This window comes from Pseudomonas sp. HN2-3 (assembly GCF_020691745.1).
Classification (GTDB): domain Bacteria; phylum Pseudomonadota; class Gammaproteobacteria; order Pseudomonadales; family Pseudomonadaceae; genus Aquipseudomonas; species Aquipseudomonas capeferrum.
Genome location: NZ_CP085704.1, coordinates 2,173,402 through 2,187,988 on the forward strand (window position 1 = coordinate 2,173,402; position 14,587 = coordinate 2,187,988).

Here is a 14,587-nt window from a genome sequence, read left to right on the forward strand (position 1 = left end):
GGTGTTCAACACTACAACCGACCTCGCCGCCAAGCTCTTTGGCCAAGTCAGGCTGGCCGAGTCGCTGCCCGTACCCGCCCCTGCGTCGCTGCCGGCGCCCCGCGAGGAGCACGACCAGCTCAAGGACTTCGAGCACGGGCTGCGCAAGCTGCACGAGGCCATCGTCAACAACAAGGGGGCGCGCGAGCAGCTCGAGGCGTTCAAGCAGCAAGGCACCTGGGATTCGTTCTGGGGCGGCCTGACGGGCAAAAACGACAAAGACCTGGCCGACATGGTCAGGCAGGTGGGTGAGAGCCTGGCCGTGACCCAGAGCGTGGTGCAGTTGTTGACCCAGTTGCACACGGCCAACAACAAGGTACTGCGCGGCTTCAATGACGCCCTGGTGCGTGAGATCGAACGCCTGCAGGCCGACGCGGTGACGCTGGAGGGCAACCAGGAAGGGGCCCTGGTGGTGCTGTGCGAATTCAAGCAGCAGATCGACGACCTGCTGGCGATGGCCGATGGCTACGCCTATTGCACCCAGGAGGTGGAGCGGCTGGCCTGGGCCCAAGGCAAGCAGGAGACCGAACTGACGGCCCTGGATGCCAAGATCGATGCGCAACACCAGAAGCTGGTGACCAGCACCCTGGCCCGGGTGCAGAAAGAGGCCGTGATCAGGAAGAACCTGGAGCACCATCAGCACAAGATCGCCGCCCAGGAAGGGCAACTTGAGGAGCTGAAGAAAAACCTGAACGCCAGCAACCTGGCCCGGGAAAGCCTGTCGACCACCGTGACCACGGCATTGAAGAAACTCGCCCTGGCCACCAGCACCCAGGCCCAACGCGTGGACCGCATGGAGGCGCAGCTGGCCACGCTGCTGGACAGCCAGCGCCAATGCCAGGCCCAGCTGACGCAACTGGCCGCACCGGGTTGGGTTGCCTACCTAGGCCGCAATGCCGTGTCGCTGGTTGCACTGGCTGCGGCGGTGTTTGCCTTGGGGCTGAACCTGCGGGGGTGATTTGATATTTACCTAGGTTAGGTATACGTTACATTAACTTAAATTTGTTACGTATACAGAACATGGATCCCTCTTTTATCATTGCACGCCTGGGTCAACAAGTTCGGCAGCGCCGGTTGAGTCGTGGGTTCACTCAAGCCAAGCTGGCGGCATTGGCCGGTGTTACACGTCAGAAAGTTATCGCGATAGAGCGAGGCGATCTATCTGTAGGTATGGCCGCCTATGCTCGAGTGGTGGGCGCTTTGGACTGCGAGTTCGCGCTAGTGCCCGCAGCCATGCCCACGTTGGATGAAATTCAGGGAGTATTCGACTGATGACGGCCATGCTACGGGTAGCGACACCGGGAGGGGAAAGCGGGACAGTTTTCAGCTCCGCTGACGACTATCTGTTTCGCTACCGTGAGGATGCTTCGGCTCATGCAGCGATCAGTCTACTGATGCCATTACGCCTGGATGAATACCGACACCGGGAACTGCACCCGATATTCCAGATGAATTTGCCTGAAGGCTATGTGCTGGAGCAATTGCGTAACCGTCTGGCCAAGGTGGTGAATGTCGATCCGATGCTGCTATTGGCGCTCTCTGGTAGCAGCTCGCCAATTGGGCGGGTGGCAGTGAGTTCATCTGAGGTCGATGCATTGTTGCGTCGCCAGCAGTTCCCCGGCGAGCGACTGGACGAAATCCTGGCCTGGGATGGTGCAGAAGATATTTTTGCCGGTCTTGTTGACCGATACATCTTGCGCGCTGGAATATCGGGCGTGCAGCCCAAAGTTTTGGTGCCTGAGGATCAGAGCGATGCGCCGCAACGTTTCACCTCGAAAACGTCTGACCTGATCATAAAAAGCGGGCGGGACGAGTTCCCGGGGCTGGCAATCAACGAGTTTCTCTGCATGTCCGTGGCCAAGGAAGTAGGGATCCCAGTGCCGGAATTCTACCTGTCCGATAACGCCAAGCTTTTCGTCATGCGGCGCTTTGATCGGGACGGGCAGCTCAATCCGATCGGCTTTGAGGACATGGCCGCATTGATGGGGCTTTCGGCGCAGCAGAAGTACAGCAAGAGCTATGCGGCTATCGCCAAGGCCATTCGTCTGTTCTGCCCGCAGGACCACGTGCAAGGTTCATTAGCGCAACTGTTTGCCATGGTGAGCCTGACCTGTATCGTTGGAAATGGCGATGCCCACCTGAAAAATTTCGGCTTGCTGTACTCCGATCCTTCCCAGCGTAATGCGCGGCTGGCACCGGCGTACGACATCGTCAATACCACAGCCTACATCCCTGAGGATGTGTTGGCCCTGGACCTAGGCGGTAACAAGTCGTTGTTTGCTTCAAGGCAGGGCTTGATGGACTTTGCTGTCACCTGTGATGTGGCTCGGCCAAAGGAAATCATTTGCGAACAGTTGCAGGCGTTGGAGCAAGTACTGGCTCGCTCTGCTGAACTGTGCGAACAAGTCCCCGATGTGGTGAGGGCAATTCGGCAGTCTGCCGGGCCGTTCATCAGTACCTTTGGCTAACGTCCAACCCTTATTACTGCCCACTGTTCAAAACCTGACCTGCAGCAACGCCTCTTCATCAATCCGCCACTATGCTGACCCGGGCACTCTCTCAAGCTCACTCAGCCAGACACGGAGGTATTTATGAAAGCTGCTGTTGTTGCCAAAGGGCGTCGCGTGGACGTGGTGGAAAAAACACTGCGGCCGCTGGCGCACGGGGAAGCGTTGCTGAAGATGCAGTGTTGTGGCGTTTGCCATACCGACCTGCATGTCAAGAATGGCGATTTCGGCGACAAGACCGGTGTGATCCTGGGCCACGAAGGGATTGGCGTGGTCGTGGAAGTGGGGCCGGGCGTGACCTCGCTCAAGCCAGGTGACCGGGCCAGCGTTGCTTGGTTCTTCCAGGGCTGCGGGCATTGCGAATACTGCAACAGCGGCAACGAGACACTGTGCCGCGCGGTGAAGAACTCCGGTTACACGGTCGATGGCGGCATGGCCGAGGCGTGCATCGTGGTGGCGGACTATGCGGTAAAAGTGCCGGACGGGCTGGACTCGGCGGCCGCCAGCAGCATCACCTGCGCCGGTGTGACCACCTACAAGGCGGTGAAGTCGTCGAATATCCGCCCTGGGCAATGGCTTGCCATCTACGGCCTCGGTGGCCTGGGCAACCTCGCCCTGCAGTACGCCAAGAACGTCTTCAATGCCCGGGTCATCGCCATCGACGTCAATGATGAACAACTGGCCTTCGCCCGCGAAATGGGCGCCGACCTGGTGGTCAACCCGCGCGATGAGGACGCAGCCAAAGTCATCCAGGCCAAGACCGGCGGCGCCCATGCGGCGGTGGTCACGGCCGTGGCCAAAAGCGCCTTCAACTCGGCGGTCGATGCGCTGCGTGCTGGCGGTCGGCTGGTCGCGGTTGGGCTGCCACCTGAAGCCATGAGCCTGGACATTCCACGCCTTGTGCTCGACGGTATCGAGGTGGTGGGTTCGCTGGTCGGTACCCGTCAGGACCTGCAAGAAGCCTTCGAATTTGCCGCGCAAGGCAAGGTGGTGCCGAAGGTAACGCTGCGCCCGATCGAAGACATCAATGACATTTTCGAAGAGATGCAGGAAGGCAAGATCAAAGGCCGCATGGTGATCCACTTCGCCGATTAGCCCAAAGCCGGCCCGCGTTCGCGGGCCGTTTTTATACCGGCGCAGCGGGTTACACACATGCTCATGCCGGTTGCCGGGTGCGCAGTAACAGTGCCGCTACTGCGCAGCCGATCAATGCCAGGCACGCCAGGTAGAAGGCATCACTGTAGGCCATCAGGTAAGCCTCGCGCCTGATGGTCGCGGCCAACCCTTCCAGCGCCTGTTGCTGGGCCGGCAGCCAGCTCTGCACGGTCTGGCTGATGCGCTCCTGCACACTGGGTGCGAACACCGTGACATGTTCGTGAATGCGCTCACTGTGATAGCGCTCGCGCGTTGCCACGATCTGCGTCAGCGTGGCGGTGCCGATGGCGCCACCCAAGTTGCGCAGCATCGAAAACACCGCCGAGGCCGAGCCCGCTTCACGTTTTTCCAACCCTGCCACCGCCAGTACCGACAGCGCGACCATGATGAACGGCTGGCCAATGCCGCGCACCACCGTGGACGGGATGATGACGTTATCGGCGCTGTCGATGTTCAGGCTCGCGCCCAGCCAGCAGCCTGCAGCCATGATCAGAAAACCACTGGCCACCATGAACTTGGCGCTGGTCCAGGCCATCAATTTTGGCATCAACGGCGCCAGCAGCAGTTGCACCACGCCATAAGCGATCAACGCGACCCCCACATCCCGGGCGCTGTAGCCCTGCAGCTGGGAGAGGTAGTTGGGCACCAGGAACACCAGGCCAAAGGTGGCGGCGCCAAAGATGAACATGGCGATGCTGGCGACCCCGAAGTTGTAGCGCCCCAGCAAGCGCAAGTTGATGAATGCGCGCTGGCCGTACAACTGGGTGAACACGAATACCGCCAACGCCAAGCCTGCGATGATCGACATGCCGACGATGTACGTCGAGCCGAACCAGTCCAGCCGGCCGCCTTCCTCCAGCACGATCTGCAAGCCGCCCAAGCCCAGGACCATGGCCGCTATGCCCACCCAGTCGCCCCGACGCAACAGGGCCAGTTGCATGGGTTTGGCTTCGATCGACCAGGCGATGGCGAGCAGCAGTGCGACGCCGGGAAACAGCTGCAGGTAGAAAATCCAGCGCCACGAATAGACATCGGTCAACCAGCCGCCAATGGAAGGCCCCGCCGCCTGGGCCACGCTGTTGGCCAGGCTGAACAGCGCCATGCCCATGGCCATCTTGCTGGCGGGCAGTTCGGTGATGATCAACTGAAAGGAGAGGGGGATGAGCACTGCGCCGGCTGCGCCCTGGATCACCCTGAGGGTGATCATTGCCTCCAGATTGGGCGCCCACGAGCAGGCGATCGATGCCAGTAGGAAGATGAACGACCCCGTCCACATCACCCGGCGCATGGAAAACACCTCGACCAGCCAGGCCGTCAGCGGAATCATGACAATCTCTGCCACCAGGTACGCGGTGGAAATCCACGAGCCCTCTTCGAAGCTGGCACCCAGCGAACCGCGGATTTCAGGCAGCGCCGCGCTGGTGACGTGCACGTTCATGCCGGCCATGAAGCACCCAAGCAAGCCGCCGAACACCGCCACCCAGGCCCGCAACGGTACCCTTTGCTCAGTGCTCATCGGCCGGCTCCACGGGGCGCGTGTCGACCGTGGTCACCACCGACATGCCGGGCAGTATCTGCACGCCGTCTACGGGTTGGTCGAGCACGATGCGCACCGGAAAACGCTGGACGATCTTGGTGAAGTTGCCGGTGGCGTTGTCCGAAGGCAGCAGCGCAAAAACATTGCCGGACGCCGGCGAGAAGCTCGCCACGCGGCCTTGCACAGGCTGGCTGGCGAAGCTGTCGATACGCACCTGCACCGGTTGCCCCGGGCGCATGTGGGCCAGCTGGGTTTCCTTGTAGTTGGCGACCACGTAAGTCTGCTGCAACGGCACCACCGCCAGCAACGGCTGGCCTGGCACCACATACTGCCCGGCGCGAACGCGGCGCTGACCGACTACGCCATCGATGGGCGCGCGGATGACGGTGTCCTGTTCATCCTGTTCGGCCAGCGCCTGGCGGGCCTGGGCACGGCTCAAGGCCGCCGTGCGTTGCTTGATGTCGGCATCGGCCGCCAGCGCCAGGGCCTTGGCCATCGTCAGTTGCGAACGCTGTTCTCGTAAGCGTGCCTGCGCGCCCTGCAGCGCGGCACCCGCTTGTACGGCACTGGCATTGGCCGCTTCCAGGCGCTGCACGGTGGCTGCGTTGTCACGCACCAGGCCACGGTAGCGCTGCATGTCCAGCTCGCTGCGCTGGCGCTCGGCGCTGGCACTGTGCACGGCCGATTCGGCCTGGAAGATGGCCTGCTGTTGCTGGTTGATACGCTCGCCAGCCACTTGCTGGCTGGCCTGCGCCGCCGCCAGCGCGGCCTGTGCTTCGGCCACCCCGGCAGTGGCCTGGTCGAGGCGTGCACGGTAGTCGCGGTTGTGCAGGCGCACCAGCACATCGCCTGCCTTGACGGGCTGGTCGTCCTCCACTTCAACCTTGGCCACATAGCCGGCCACGCGCGCGCTCAGGGCCACCCAGTCGGCGCGTACATAGGCATCATCGGTGGTCTCCAGGTAGCGCCCGGTAGTGAACCAGTACCCGCCGAAGGCCAGCGCTGCCAGCAGCGTCAGGCCACCACCGGCGTACAGTGCCAGGCGGCGACGGGGCCTGCGGGCAGTGACAGCCGCCTGGGGCTGGTCACCCGCCAGCGTGTTCTTTGTAACGGCAACATTCATGATTGGCTTCCAGTAGCGGGAGTGGAGCGACGCACCCGGCTTGGGGCCGGTGCCGGTGATGATTGCCAGCGCCCGCCCAGGGCGCGGAACAGGTTGATCTGGGCACGTGCCAGGCGGCCTTGGGCCTCGACATGGCTGGCCCTGACTGCGATCAGGTCGCGCTCGCTGTCCAGCAGCGCCAGTGCGTCGAGGGTGCCGGCGCGGTAGCTGCTTTGCGCCAGGGCAAAGCCGCGTTGGCCCTGCACCAGGGCTGCTGCCAGGGCCTGGGTACGTTGCCGTTCACCGTCAAAACGGGCCAGGGCCTGGCGTACATCCTTGAGTGCCGCCAACGCCACCCCGCGGTAATGAGCGATTTGCGCCTGTTGCAAGGCCTGGGCCTTGCTCACCCGTGCGCGGTTGGCCTTGATATTGGGGAACTCCCAGCGAATCAACGGGCCGATGGCAAACATCAGCGCACGGCTGTCGCCCAGGTTGGCCAGGTGGTGATCCGACGAGGTCAACGAGGCGCCGAAGCTGACCTTCGGATACAGGTCAGCCTTGACGATGTCGACTTCCAAAGCGGCAGCCTGCAGCTCGCGTTCGGCCTTGCGCACGTCTGGCCGGCGTTCGAGCAGGCGCCAGGCGTCGCCAGCAGGCAACGGCGCGGCGAGGGTCGGGATGGTCTGGCAGGGGGCGCCGTTGTCGATCAGCGCCGCCGGTTCCTGGCCACTGAGCATGCTCAGTTCGTACAGGGCCATGCGCCGGCGTGCCTCCAGCATCGGCAGTTGCGCCTGTACCTGTTCGCGTAAACCCACCAGGCGCACAGCATCGAGTTCGGTGGCGACGCCAGCCTGACGCTGGCGCTCGCTGAGCTGCACACTGCGCTGCAACGTGTCCAGGGACTGGCTGGCTGCCGCGATGCGGGCGCCGTAGACGCATTGGTCGATGTAGGCGCGGGTGGTCTGGCTGACCACCTGCAGGTGCACCAGCTCCAAGGCCTCGCGGCTGGCCTCGGCCTGTACCCGTGCCCGTTCGATGGCCGCGCGCACCTGGCCCCAGACGTCTACCTGGTAGGCCAGCTCGATGGCCGGGTTGAACGCCCATTGCGATGGCGCATGGCTGTCGGTGGCCTCGGCCAGGGTCTGGTCATCGGCGCTCTTGCCATAGCTCGCGGCAAACCCGAGGGAAGTGCTGGGCCAGCGCTTGGCGTCGAACTCGCCAATGCCGGCCAGCATGGCCTGCACATTGGCTTCGGCCTGCGCCAGGTCCTGGTTGTGCTCCAGGGCCTGCTGCACCCAGGCGTTGAGCTGCGGGTCGTGATACAACGCCCACCAGCGCGCGGGCAGCGCCTGGTCGCTGACGTCGGCAGGCAGGCGCAGCCCGGGCAATGCCTGGAAGGGGTTTGGGGGGAGGGCGCCTGTGGGGTGCCCAGTGCACGCCGACAGCACGCTGAACACGCCGATGGCGGCAGCCCGCCTGGCGGTGCTGGAAAGGGATCGAATTGGCATCACGCAAGCCGTATTAGGGGTCGTGAGGCCAGATTAACGAGGGCTGGGGTAGCCCCGCTGCCGCAAGCGGGACAACCCTGCGCGCAACTGGGACAACCTCAGCCTCGGCGCTCAGGGCGTTGGCGCGGCGCCCGTGCCCAGCACGTTGACCTGCCAGTCGCTGGGGTTGTAGCCAAGGATGCGCTTGAACATCGCGGCAAAGGCGCTGGCGCTCTGGTAGCCGTGGTCCAGTGCCACGTTCAGGATTGGCTTGCCATCGGCCAGGCACTGCTGGCTGAGGACCATGCGCGTGCGTGCTCGCCACTCGCCATACGACATGCCCACCTCACGCTGGAACAGCCGCGCCAGGGTGCGCGCGCTCATGTTCAGTTGCGCGCCGCACTGCTCCAGCGTCAGGTCCTGGGCCGGGTCTTCGAGAAAGCCCTCGCACCAGGCGCGCAGCCGTGCATGCTGCGGCACCGGCACGTAGGCATCGATGCGCTCGGCCGTTTCCAGCTCACGCTGGATCAACGCCCGGGCGTGCTCGCCCAGCGGCTCGTCGCGCTGCAACATCCGTGACCCCGCCAGGATCAGCTCGCGCAGCAAACCGGACACGGCGATGACATGGCAGCGCGTGACGTGCGAACCCAGCAACAAGGTGCGCATCGACACTTCACCTTGCATGCGGATTTCGTGGCCGACCCCAGCAGGTATCCACAGTGCCTGCCCACGGGGGATCACCCAGTTACCGCCATCGCTGCACACCCGCATCACACCGTTGGCGGCATAGATCAGCTGATCCTCGGCGTGGCAGTGGCTGGCAACCACCTCACCGTGCCGATAGTCCATTCCCAAAGCTTGCATGCCGATCTCCCCAGCCCTGTGTGGCGCGCGATTGGATCCAATAATATCGCAAGGCAATCGGCTGTGGTTGCTAAGTGCGCAGGGGCGAGGGCGAGTTATGCATTTTAATTGCGCTCAGGGTTGCGATGTTGGCGGTGCGTGGCGCAGCGGCCAACCCTGATGATGCTCGACCAGAAAGTCCACGAACACCCGAACCCGTGCCGGCATCGCCGGGCCGCCGACGAACACCGCATGAATCGGCTCCCGGTCGCCGGGGTTGTAGGCCTCCAGCAGCGGCACCAGTTGTCCGCTGGCAAGGTCATCGCCCACCGTGAACGTACCGATGCGCGCGATGCCGGCCCCCAGCCTGGCCAATTGCGCCAGCGCCTCGCCGCTGCTGCACTCCAGGTTGCCGCTGACTTTAAGGGCAAACGCCTGCCCGTCACGGCGAAACGGCCAGTCGGGCTCGGCACGTCGGAAGTTGAAGCGCAAACAGTTATGGCGGGCCAGGTCTTCAGGTTCGTTCGGGGTGCCGCAGCGTTGCAGATAATCGGGCGAGGCAACGATCACCTGGCCGGTGTCGCCAATGTAACGGGCACTCAGGGAACTGTCCGGCAGGTGGCCGAAACGCAGCGCGACATCGGCCTGGCCGCCGGCAATGTCGACCAGTTCGTCGCCTAGCGTCAGGTCGACCAGTATCTGCGGGTACAGGGCGCTGAACTGCGCCAGCAAGGGCACTACCGTAAGCCGGGCATGCCCCAGCGCGGCGCTCACCCGCAGGCGCCCGCGCGGTACGCCCTGGTCGGTGATGGCATCCTCGACTTCATCCATGTCGGCGAGGATGCGCCGGGCGCCACGCAAGTAGGCTTCGCCCTCCGGGGTAAGCGAAATGGCCCGTGTGGTGCGCAACAGCAGGCGGGTGCCCAGGCGCTGTTCGGTGCGCGCGATGATCCGGCTGACCGCCGATGGCGTCAGCCCCAGCGCCCGCGCCGCCGCAGACAAGCTGCCCGCGTGCGCGACCTTGGCAAAAATTTCCATCTCGCCGGACCTGCCGTTGAAGTCCATTTGTGCCTCGCGCGCAAAGGTGATTGGCAAAAATGCGGTCTAGTGCATTAACGGAGTGGATCGTAGCATTTGCGGCACAGATAAGGAGCCCGTTATGCGCATCAATCCACCCCTCGTCGCACTCGCCATCGGTGCCTTTGGCATCGGTGTCACCGAGTTCGCCCCCATGGGCATGTTGCCCAGTATTGCCACAGACCTCGGGGTCTCGATACCTGCTGCCGGGCTGCTGGTCAGCGCCTACGCGGTGGGGGTGCTGATCGGTGCCCCGTTGATGACCCTGGCCACCGGCAAGGTGCCGCGGCGTTACCTGTTGATTGGGCTGATGGCCATTTTCACCCTCGGTAACCTGATGTCGGCGCTGGCGAGCGATTACGTCAGCCTGCTCGTGGCCCGCGTGGTGACCTCGCTCAACCATGGCGCGTTCTTTGGTATCGGCTCGATCGTGGCAGCCAGTGTGGTGCCGCCGGAAAAACGCGCAGGCGCCGTGGCCGCGATGTTCATGGGGTTGACGCTGGCGACCATCGGCGGTGTGCCGTTGGCGACCTGGTTCGGTGAGTTGTTGGGGTGGCGCACTTCGTTCTGGGGGATCGCGGGCCTGGGCTTGGTGGCCATGTCGGTGCTGTGGTACGCGCTGCCCAATGTGCCGCTGCCCAAAAGTGATGGGGTAATGGCCGAAATCCGCGTGCTCGGCCGTGGGCCGGTACTGGCGGCATTGGCGCTGACCGTGGTCGGCTCCAGCGCGATGTTTACCGTGTTCACCTACATTGCGCCCATTCTGCACAGCGAGGCCCAGGCCTCCACCACGTTCATCACGGTCATGCTGGTGTTGTTCGGTATCGGCCTGACCTTGGGCAACGTGTGGGGCGGCAAGGCGGCGGACCGCTCGGTCGATCGTACGCTGATCGTCTCGCTGGCGGTGTTGATCGCTGTGCTGCTGGTGTTTCCGCTGCTGATGCCCTGGTCGCTGCCCACGGCACTGGCGGTGCTGGTGTGGGGGGCGGCCAGTTTTGCCTTGGTGCCGCCGCTGCAGATGCGCGTGATGGAAGCGGCCAAGGACGCGCCTAACCTGGCGTCTGCGGTGAATATCGGCGCGTTCAACCTTGGCAACGCAATAGGCGCTGCGCTGGGTGGGGCGGTGATCAATGCGGGGCTGGGTTACCCGGCGATTTCCCTGGCAGGTGCGTTGATGGCGGGTTTGGGGTTGCTGATGGTGCTGGCGTTTGCCTGGCGCGCGCGGGGCGTGGCAGCGTCGAAGGCCGCCTTGGTATAACACAGCCTGAATTGCGCCCCAGATGTTGGACACCCGCCCATCATTTGGGGCGCAGCTCAGGCGTTCCAAACCCTGGTCTGAACCTGGATAGGCGGATGGCGCTTGCCCGCAACGGCCATCGTCACTGTGCCCCGGAGCGCGCTTCAGCTAGCATGCGCTATCCCCCGCCTCAGACCTGAACCTCTGCATGACTGTCTTCTACCTCAAACTCTTCATGACCCCCACCCTGATGCTGGCCATTTCGCTGGCTGGCAAACGCTGGGGCACGCAAATTGGCGGGCTGCTTTCAGGGCTACCCGTTACCTCGGCGCTGGTCATGCTGTTTCTCAGCCTTGAACAAGGCGAGGCGTTCGCCTCATTGGCCGTACCAGGGGCATTGGCCGGGGTGGCTGCCGTGCAGGCAACCTGCTTGTTCTACTACGGGGTGACCCGACGTGTAGGCGCCTTGGTCGGCTGCATCGCAGCGCTGGCGTTCTTTGTGTTGGCGGCGTTGGCAACCAGCCACCTGGGCGGGGTGGCGTTGTCGGTCATTGCCACGCTGCTACTGGTCATCGTCATCGTCGTGGCCACCGCCAAACCGGCAGACGCCAGTGCCGCACGCTACGTGCCGACGCCTCGCTGGGTCATCCCGATGCGCATGATGACCGCCACCTTGCTGCTGCTGGTGATCACGGCCAGCGCGACCTTGCTCGGCCCTGTGGTCAGCGGGATGCTGGCGCCGGTCCCAGTCATCGCCTGGCCGCTGGCGGTGTTCGCCCACGTCCAGGGCGGGCGCCAGGAGCTGGCTGCGATCATACGCGGCAACGGCATTGGCGCCGTGGGCGTGGTCGGCTTTTACCTGACCTTGCAACACACGCTGTTGCAGTGGGGCGCGGTCATGTCGATCGCCATTGGCGTGTTGCTGGCAGTGGTGGTGACCTTCGTATTGGCGAAGGTGCTGGAGGCACGCTGAGCAGGGGGCGGCTTCAGTCAGTGCCTCCGGCCGCCCCAGCGTTAAAGGCCTGTGTTTAAGGCGTGCCGTTTCTGCCATGCAGGCAAAACGCGCGGCGCTGGCTCAGCCGCTCGTAGTAGGCCCTGACTGCCGGCAGGTGAGGGTGCTCGAACGGGGTCTCGAACCAGCGGTTGACCGACAGGCCGATAGGGATGTCGGCCAGCGTGAACCGGCTACCGGCCACATAAGCGCCGGTGGCGGCGAGCTGGCGCTCCAGAATCTGCATGTGGCGGCCCCATTCTGCGCAACCGGCGGCCAGTGCTTGAGGGTCCTGGTGGGCAGGGGAGTGCCTGACCAGCGACATGAACGCGTAGCTCCACGACCGGTTGAGGTCCGATGCTTGCCAGTCGATCCATTGATCGATGCGCGCCCGCGCTTGTGCCTCGGTGGGGTAGATGGCGCCCTGGTCATGGCGCGTTGCCAGGTAGCGGATGATGGTGTTGGATTCCCATAGGGTGAAATCGCCGTCCTGGATCACCGGGATCATGGCGTTGGGGTTCAGTGCCAGAAATTCGGGCGTGTTGGTGGGTTGGAAGCCCGAACCCCAGTCTTCCCGCTCGAAGGGGATATCGAACTCGGCACAGGCCCAAAGGACTTTTCGCACATTGATGGAAGAAGCTCTGCCCAGTATCCGTAACATGGTTTGCGTCCTTGTCTGTGGAAGCCTGATCCTCGTTCACGGCATGACCATGGTCAAGGACAAAGCGAATACGGTGATCAGGCCTATGCTGGTAGCGTCACTGCCCGTACTACTGGGGCGTTGAATGCTTGCCTGGGCGCCACGAAATTGGCACCCTTGGGCCGCTTGAATCGTCAGTACCACGACAGAAGGAAGTTTGTGTTGAGCTGGGACAAAGTCGGGAAATGCCTCGTAGCGCTGCTGATTGGCCTGATGGTCATACTGGTGGCCTATGTGGTGATCAAAGGCCGCCCTCGCCTGGAAGCCTCCCTGACCTATGCCTACCTCACTTACCCGAGCCAGTTCAGCGAGCGGATCAGCAAGGCCAGCGAGCTGCTGAAGTACGAGCAGTTGCAAGGGCGCATCAACAGTATCGGCCAGGGCGAGTTGAGCCATGAGCAGGTCGACCGGTTGATCGAACTGGCCCAGGCGCCTTATGCCCAACTGTTCGCCAAGCCGTTCGAGGCGGGGTTGGTGGACCACCGCACCGGTCTGCTCATCGACCTGCGCAACACGGGTGATGCGCCGGTGCGCCAGGTAACCATCCGCCTGCCGGCCAAGGGCCTGGTGCAAGTGCGCGATGCCGCGGGTAACGACACCATCATCGAGGCCGCCACGCCCGTGGTCGAAATACCGGCCATTGAGCCGGGTGGCGCCTGCAAGGTGTGGGTGTACTTCGATGCGGACTACTCGCAGATCCGCCAGGGCGGCGTCAGCATCCGTCACGCCGACGGCGTGGCCGATGTGCAGGTGTACCGCGAGTTCAGCGGTTTTCCCGCGCTGGTGGCGCGCTACAGCCGTGAGCTGATGGTGCTGTTGGGGGTGCTGGGGTTCGGCGTGCTGGCGTTGGCCTACGCCTGCCTGTCACGCCGCCGCATGCCGGTGTTGCCGTCCTGACGTACGTGCCCAATCACTGACAGTCATCGTGCAGCGCCAGGCTCTGGCGCATTTGTTCCAGCAAGGCCTCGCGCAGCGCTTGCGGGCCCTGCACGCGTATCGACCCTGCCTGTGAAAGCAACCAGCCCATCAACGCCCGGCCGTCGTCGACGGTCGCTTGCAGCGAGGCGCCGCCGTCCTGCTGCGGGGTGAGTTGCATGTCTGAGGACAGGGGCTGGTGTTCAAGACGACGGGCAAGTGCATCGTCGACCCAGGCACGTAGCACGACCTGGCGTACCGGGCTGAGGGCATCCGGTTGCAGGTGCCGCGCCTCGCCCAGGCTCAAGCCAGGTTGCCAGTACCAGCCGTAGGGCATGCCTTTGCTGTTGCAATGCAGTGGGAACAGCGCCGACAGCTCGACCAGGTCGCGCTCGACGGTGCGCTTGCTGGTGCTGTGGCCCACGGATGACAGAGCAGCCTGCAACTGCGTGGAGCTCATGCCGGGGTGGCGGCCTGGCAGTAGCTTGAGCAACTGCCACTGGCGGGCGATGGTGTGGCGGGTAGGGTGGCTGGGCAAAGGAGGCTCGTCCATGAATGCCAGGCGCTTGGCGCTCCTGGGTGGTGGCATTTGGCTATCTCGCAGAGCATACCTTGCCAGAGGATGGGATCCAAACTTTTAGCAGGCCATGGCTTGTCATTGCCCGAGGCATTGACCAAAATATAGGTCTTAATTGATGTCGATAAATATGCAGAATATCTTCGCCGATGTAGCGGTAAGCGTGTCGGAACTGAAAAAGAACCCAACTGCGGTCATGTCCGGTGCCGCAGGGATGCCCATCGCCGTGCTCAATCACAATCGGGTGATGGGGACATGGTGCCGGCTGAGCTTTATGAAGCCATGATGGAGCGGCTCGAAGATATCGAGCTAAGCGAACTGGCAAAGTCTCGACTGGGTGAAAAAGGCGTATCGGTGTCTTTGGATGAGCTATAAGTCATCCAAAAAGCGGTAGAGGAAGGTTCGTCGCAAGCACAGCTT

The 14,587-nt window shown here is 63.4% G+C and carries 14 protein-coding genes and 1 pseudogene; 8 read left to right on the plus strand and 7 right to left on the minus strand.

Annotated elements, in window-relative coordinates; genetic code table 11:
- Position 1: 1 nt before the first annotated feature.
- The 4 genes from LJX93_RS27470 (at position 2) to adhP (ending at position 3,641) form a co-directional block, all read left to right on the plus strand.
- On the plus strand, positions 2-997 hold the full coding sequence (locus LJX93_RS27470) for a hypothetical protein (protein ID WP_227697118.1): 996 nt from the start codon (positions 2-4) through the stop codon (positions 995-997).
- A gap of 62 nt (positions 998-1,059) precedes the next feature.
- A complete protein-coding gene (locus tag LJX93_RS10095; protein WP_047582004.1) occupies positions 1,060-1,311 on the plus strand; it encodes a helix-turn-helix transcriptional regulator in 252 nt (83 codons plus the stop codon).
- A complete protein-coding gene (locus LJX93_RS10100) occupies positions 1,311-2,507 on the plus strand; it encodes a type II toxin-antitoxin system HipA family toxin (protein ID WP_227697119.1) in 1,197 nt (398 codons plus the stop codon). The genes LJX93_RS10095 and LJX93_RS10100 overlap by 1 nt, the downstream gene beginning before the upstream one ends.
- Before the next feature lie 123 nt (positions 2,508-2,630).
- On the plus strand, positions 2,631-3,641 hold the full coding sequence (gene adhP, locus LJX93_RS10105; RefSeq protein ID WP_033697090.1) for an alcohol dehydrogenase AdhP: 1,011 nt from the start codon (positions 2,631-2,633) through the stop codon (positions 3,639-3,641).
- A 61-nt stretch (positions 3,642-3,702) separates the two neighbouring features.
- Here the strand turns inward: adhP and LJX93_RS10110 are convergent, their stop codons facing one another.
- The 5 genes from LJX93_RS10110 to LJX93_RS10130 all read right to left on the minus strand — a co-directional run bounded on the left by LJX93_RS10110 (position 3,703) and on the right by LJX93_RS10130 (position 9,735).
- Positions 3,703-5,217 (minus strand): DHA2 family efflux MFS transporter permease subunit, encoded by a 1,515-nt coding sequence (locus LJX93_RS10110; protein ID WP_047582009.1) that lies wholly within the window; start codon positions 5,215-5,217, stop codon positions 3,703-3,705.
- A complete protein-coding gene (locus tag LJX93_RS10115; protein ID WP_033697093.1) occupies positions 5,207-6,361 on the minus strand; it encodes an HlyD family secretion protein in 1,155 nt (384 codons plus the stop codon). Before LJX93_RS10115 ends, LJX93_RS10110 begins: the two co-directional genes overlap by 11 nt.
- Positions 6,358-7,713, minus strand: a complete 1,356-nt coding sequence (locus LJX93_RS10120) for an efflux transporter outer membrane subunit (RefSeq protein ID WP_081874743.1) — start codon at positions 7,711-7,713, stop codon at positions 6,358-6,360. Before LJX93_RS10120 ends, LJX93_RS10115 begins: the two co-directional genes overlap by 4 nt.
- A gap of 246 nt (positions 7,714-7,959) precedes the next feature.
- Positions 7,960-8,691, minus strand: coding sequence for an AraC family transcriptional regulator (locus LJX93_RS10125; protein ID WP_033697094.1), 732 nt, complete (start codon positions 8,689-8,691; stop codon positions 7,960-7,962).
- A 114-nt stretch (positions 8,692-8,805) separates the two neighbouring features.
- A complete protein-coding gene (locus LJX93_RS10130; RefSeq protein WP_033699968.1) occupies positions 8,806-9,735 on the minus strand; it encodes a LysR family transcriptional regulator in 930 nt (309 codons plus the stop codon).
- A 94-nt stretch (positions 9,736-9,829) separates the two neighbouring features.
- Between LJX93_RS10130 and LJX93_RS10135 the strand changes: the two genes are divergently transcribed.
- Both LJX93_RS10135 and LJX93_RS10140 read left to right on the plus strand, forming a co-directional pair.
- The gene (locus tag LJX93_RS10135; RefSeq protein ID WP_033697095.1) at positions 9,830-11,005 is read left to right on the plus strand and encodes an MFS transporter; all 1,176 of its coding nucleotides are present in this window, start codon (positions 9,830-9,832) and stop codon (positions 11,003-11,005) included.
- Between the two features lie 187 nt (positions 11,006-11,192).
- On the plus strand, positions 11,193-11,957 hold the full coding sequence (locus LJX93_RS10140) for a hypothetical protein (RefSeq protein WP_227697121.1): 765 nt from the start codon (positions 11,193-11,195) through the stop codon (positions 11,955-11,957).
- A gap of 55 nt (positions 11,958-12,012) precedes the next feature.
- On the opposite strand, the gene LJX93_RS10145 is transcribed toward LJX93_RS10140, so the two are convergent.
- Positions 12,013-12,636 (minus strand): glutathione S-transferase family protein, encoded by a 624-nt coding sequence (locus LJX93_RS10145; RefSeq protein WP_033697098.1) that lies wholly within the window; start codon positions 12,634-12,636, stop codon positions 12,013-12,015.
- Between the two features lie 201 nt (positions 12,637-12,837).
- On the opposite strand from LJX93_RS10145, the gene LJX93_RS10150 reads away from it, so the two are divergent.
- Complete coding sequence (locus tag LJX93_RS10150; protein ID WP_227697123.1) at positions 12,838-13,572, plus strand: hypothetical protein; 735 nt, start codon at positions 12,838-12,840, stop codon at positions 13,570-13,572.
- Positions 13,573-13,585: 13 nt separating this feature from the next.
- On the opposite strand, the gene LJX93_RS10155 is transcribed toward LJX93_RS10150, so the two are convergent.
- Positions 13,586-14,128, minus strand: coding sequence for a WYL domain-containing protein (locus LJX93_RS10155; RefSeq protein ID WP_033699969.1), 543 nt, complete (start codon positions 14,126-14,128; stop codon positions 13,586-13,588).
- Positions 14,129-14,297: 169 nt separating this feature from the next.
- On the opposite strand from LJX93_RS10155, the pseudogene LJX93_RS10160 reads away from it, so the two are divergent.
- Positions 14,298-14,542, plus strand: a pseudogene (locus tag LJX93_RS10160) (type II toxin-antitoxin system Phd/YefM family antitoxin).
- Positions 14,543-14,587 lie beyond the last annotated feature (45 nt).

Excerpts from the sequence above, each read along its gene's own strand:
- LJX93_RS10135 (WP_033697095.1), top strand. The coding sequence starts at position 9,830 with ATGCGCATCAATCCACCCCTCGTCGCACTCGCCATCGGTGCCTTTGGC.
- LJX93_RS10115 (WP_033697093.1), bottom strand. The coding sequence starts at position 6,361 with ATGAATGTTGCCGTTACAAAGAACACGCTGGCGGGTGACCAGCCCCAG.
- adhP (WP_033697090.1), top strand. The coding sequence starts at position 2,631 with ATGAAAGCTGCTGTTGTTGCCAAAGGGCGTCGCGTGGACGTGGTGGAA.
- LJX93_RS10145 (WP_033697098.1), bottom strand. The coding sequence starts at position 12,636 with ATGTTACGGATACTGGGCAGAGCTTCTTCCATCAATGTGCGAAAAGTC.
- LJX93_RS10095 (WP_047582004.1), top strand. The coding sequence starts at position 1,060 with ATGGATCCCTCTTTTATCATTGCACGCCTGGGTCAACAAGTTCGGCAG.
- LJX93_RS10100 (WP_227697119.1), top strand. The coding sequence starts at position 1,311 with ATGACGGCCATGCTACGGGTAGCGACACCGGGAGGGGAAAGCGGGACA.
- LJX93_RS10110 (WP_047582009.1), bottom strand. The coding sequence starts at position 5,217 with ATGAGCACTGAGCAAAGGGTACCGTTGCGGGCCTGGGTGGCGGTGTTC.
- LJX93_RS10125 (WP_033697094.1), bottom strand. The coding sequence starts at position 8,691 with ATGCAAGCTTTGGGAATGGACTATCGGCACGGTGAGGTGGTTGCCAGC.
- LJX93_RS10140 (WP_227697121.1), top strand. The coding sequence starts at position 11,193 with ATGACTGTCTTCTACCTCAAACTCTTCATGACCCCCACCCTGATGCTG.
- LJX93_RS10130 (WP_033699968.1), bottom strand. The coding sequence starts at position 9,735 with ATGGACTTCAACGGCAGGTCCGGCGAGATGGAAATTTTTGCCAAGGTC.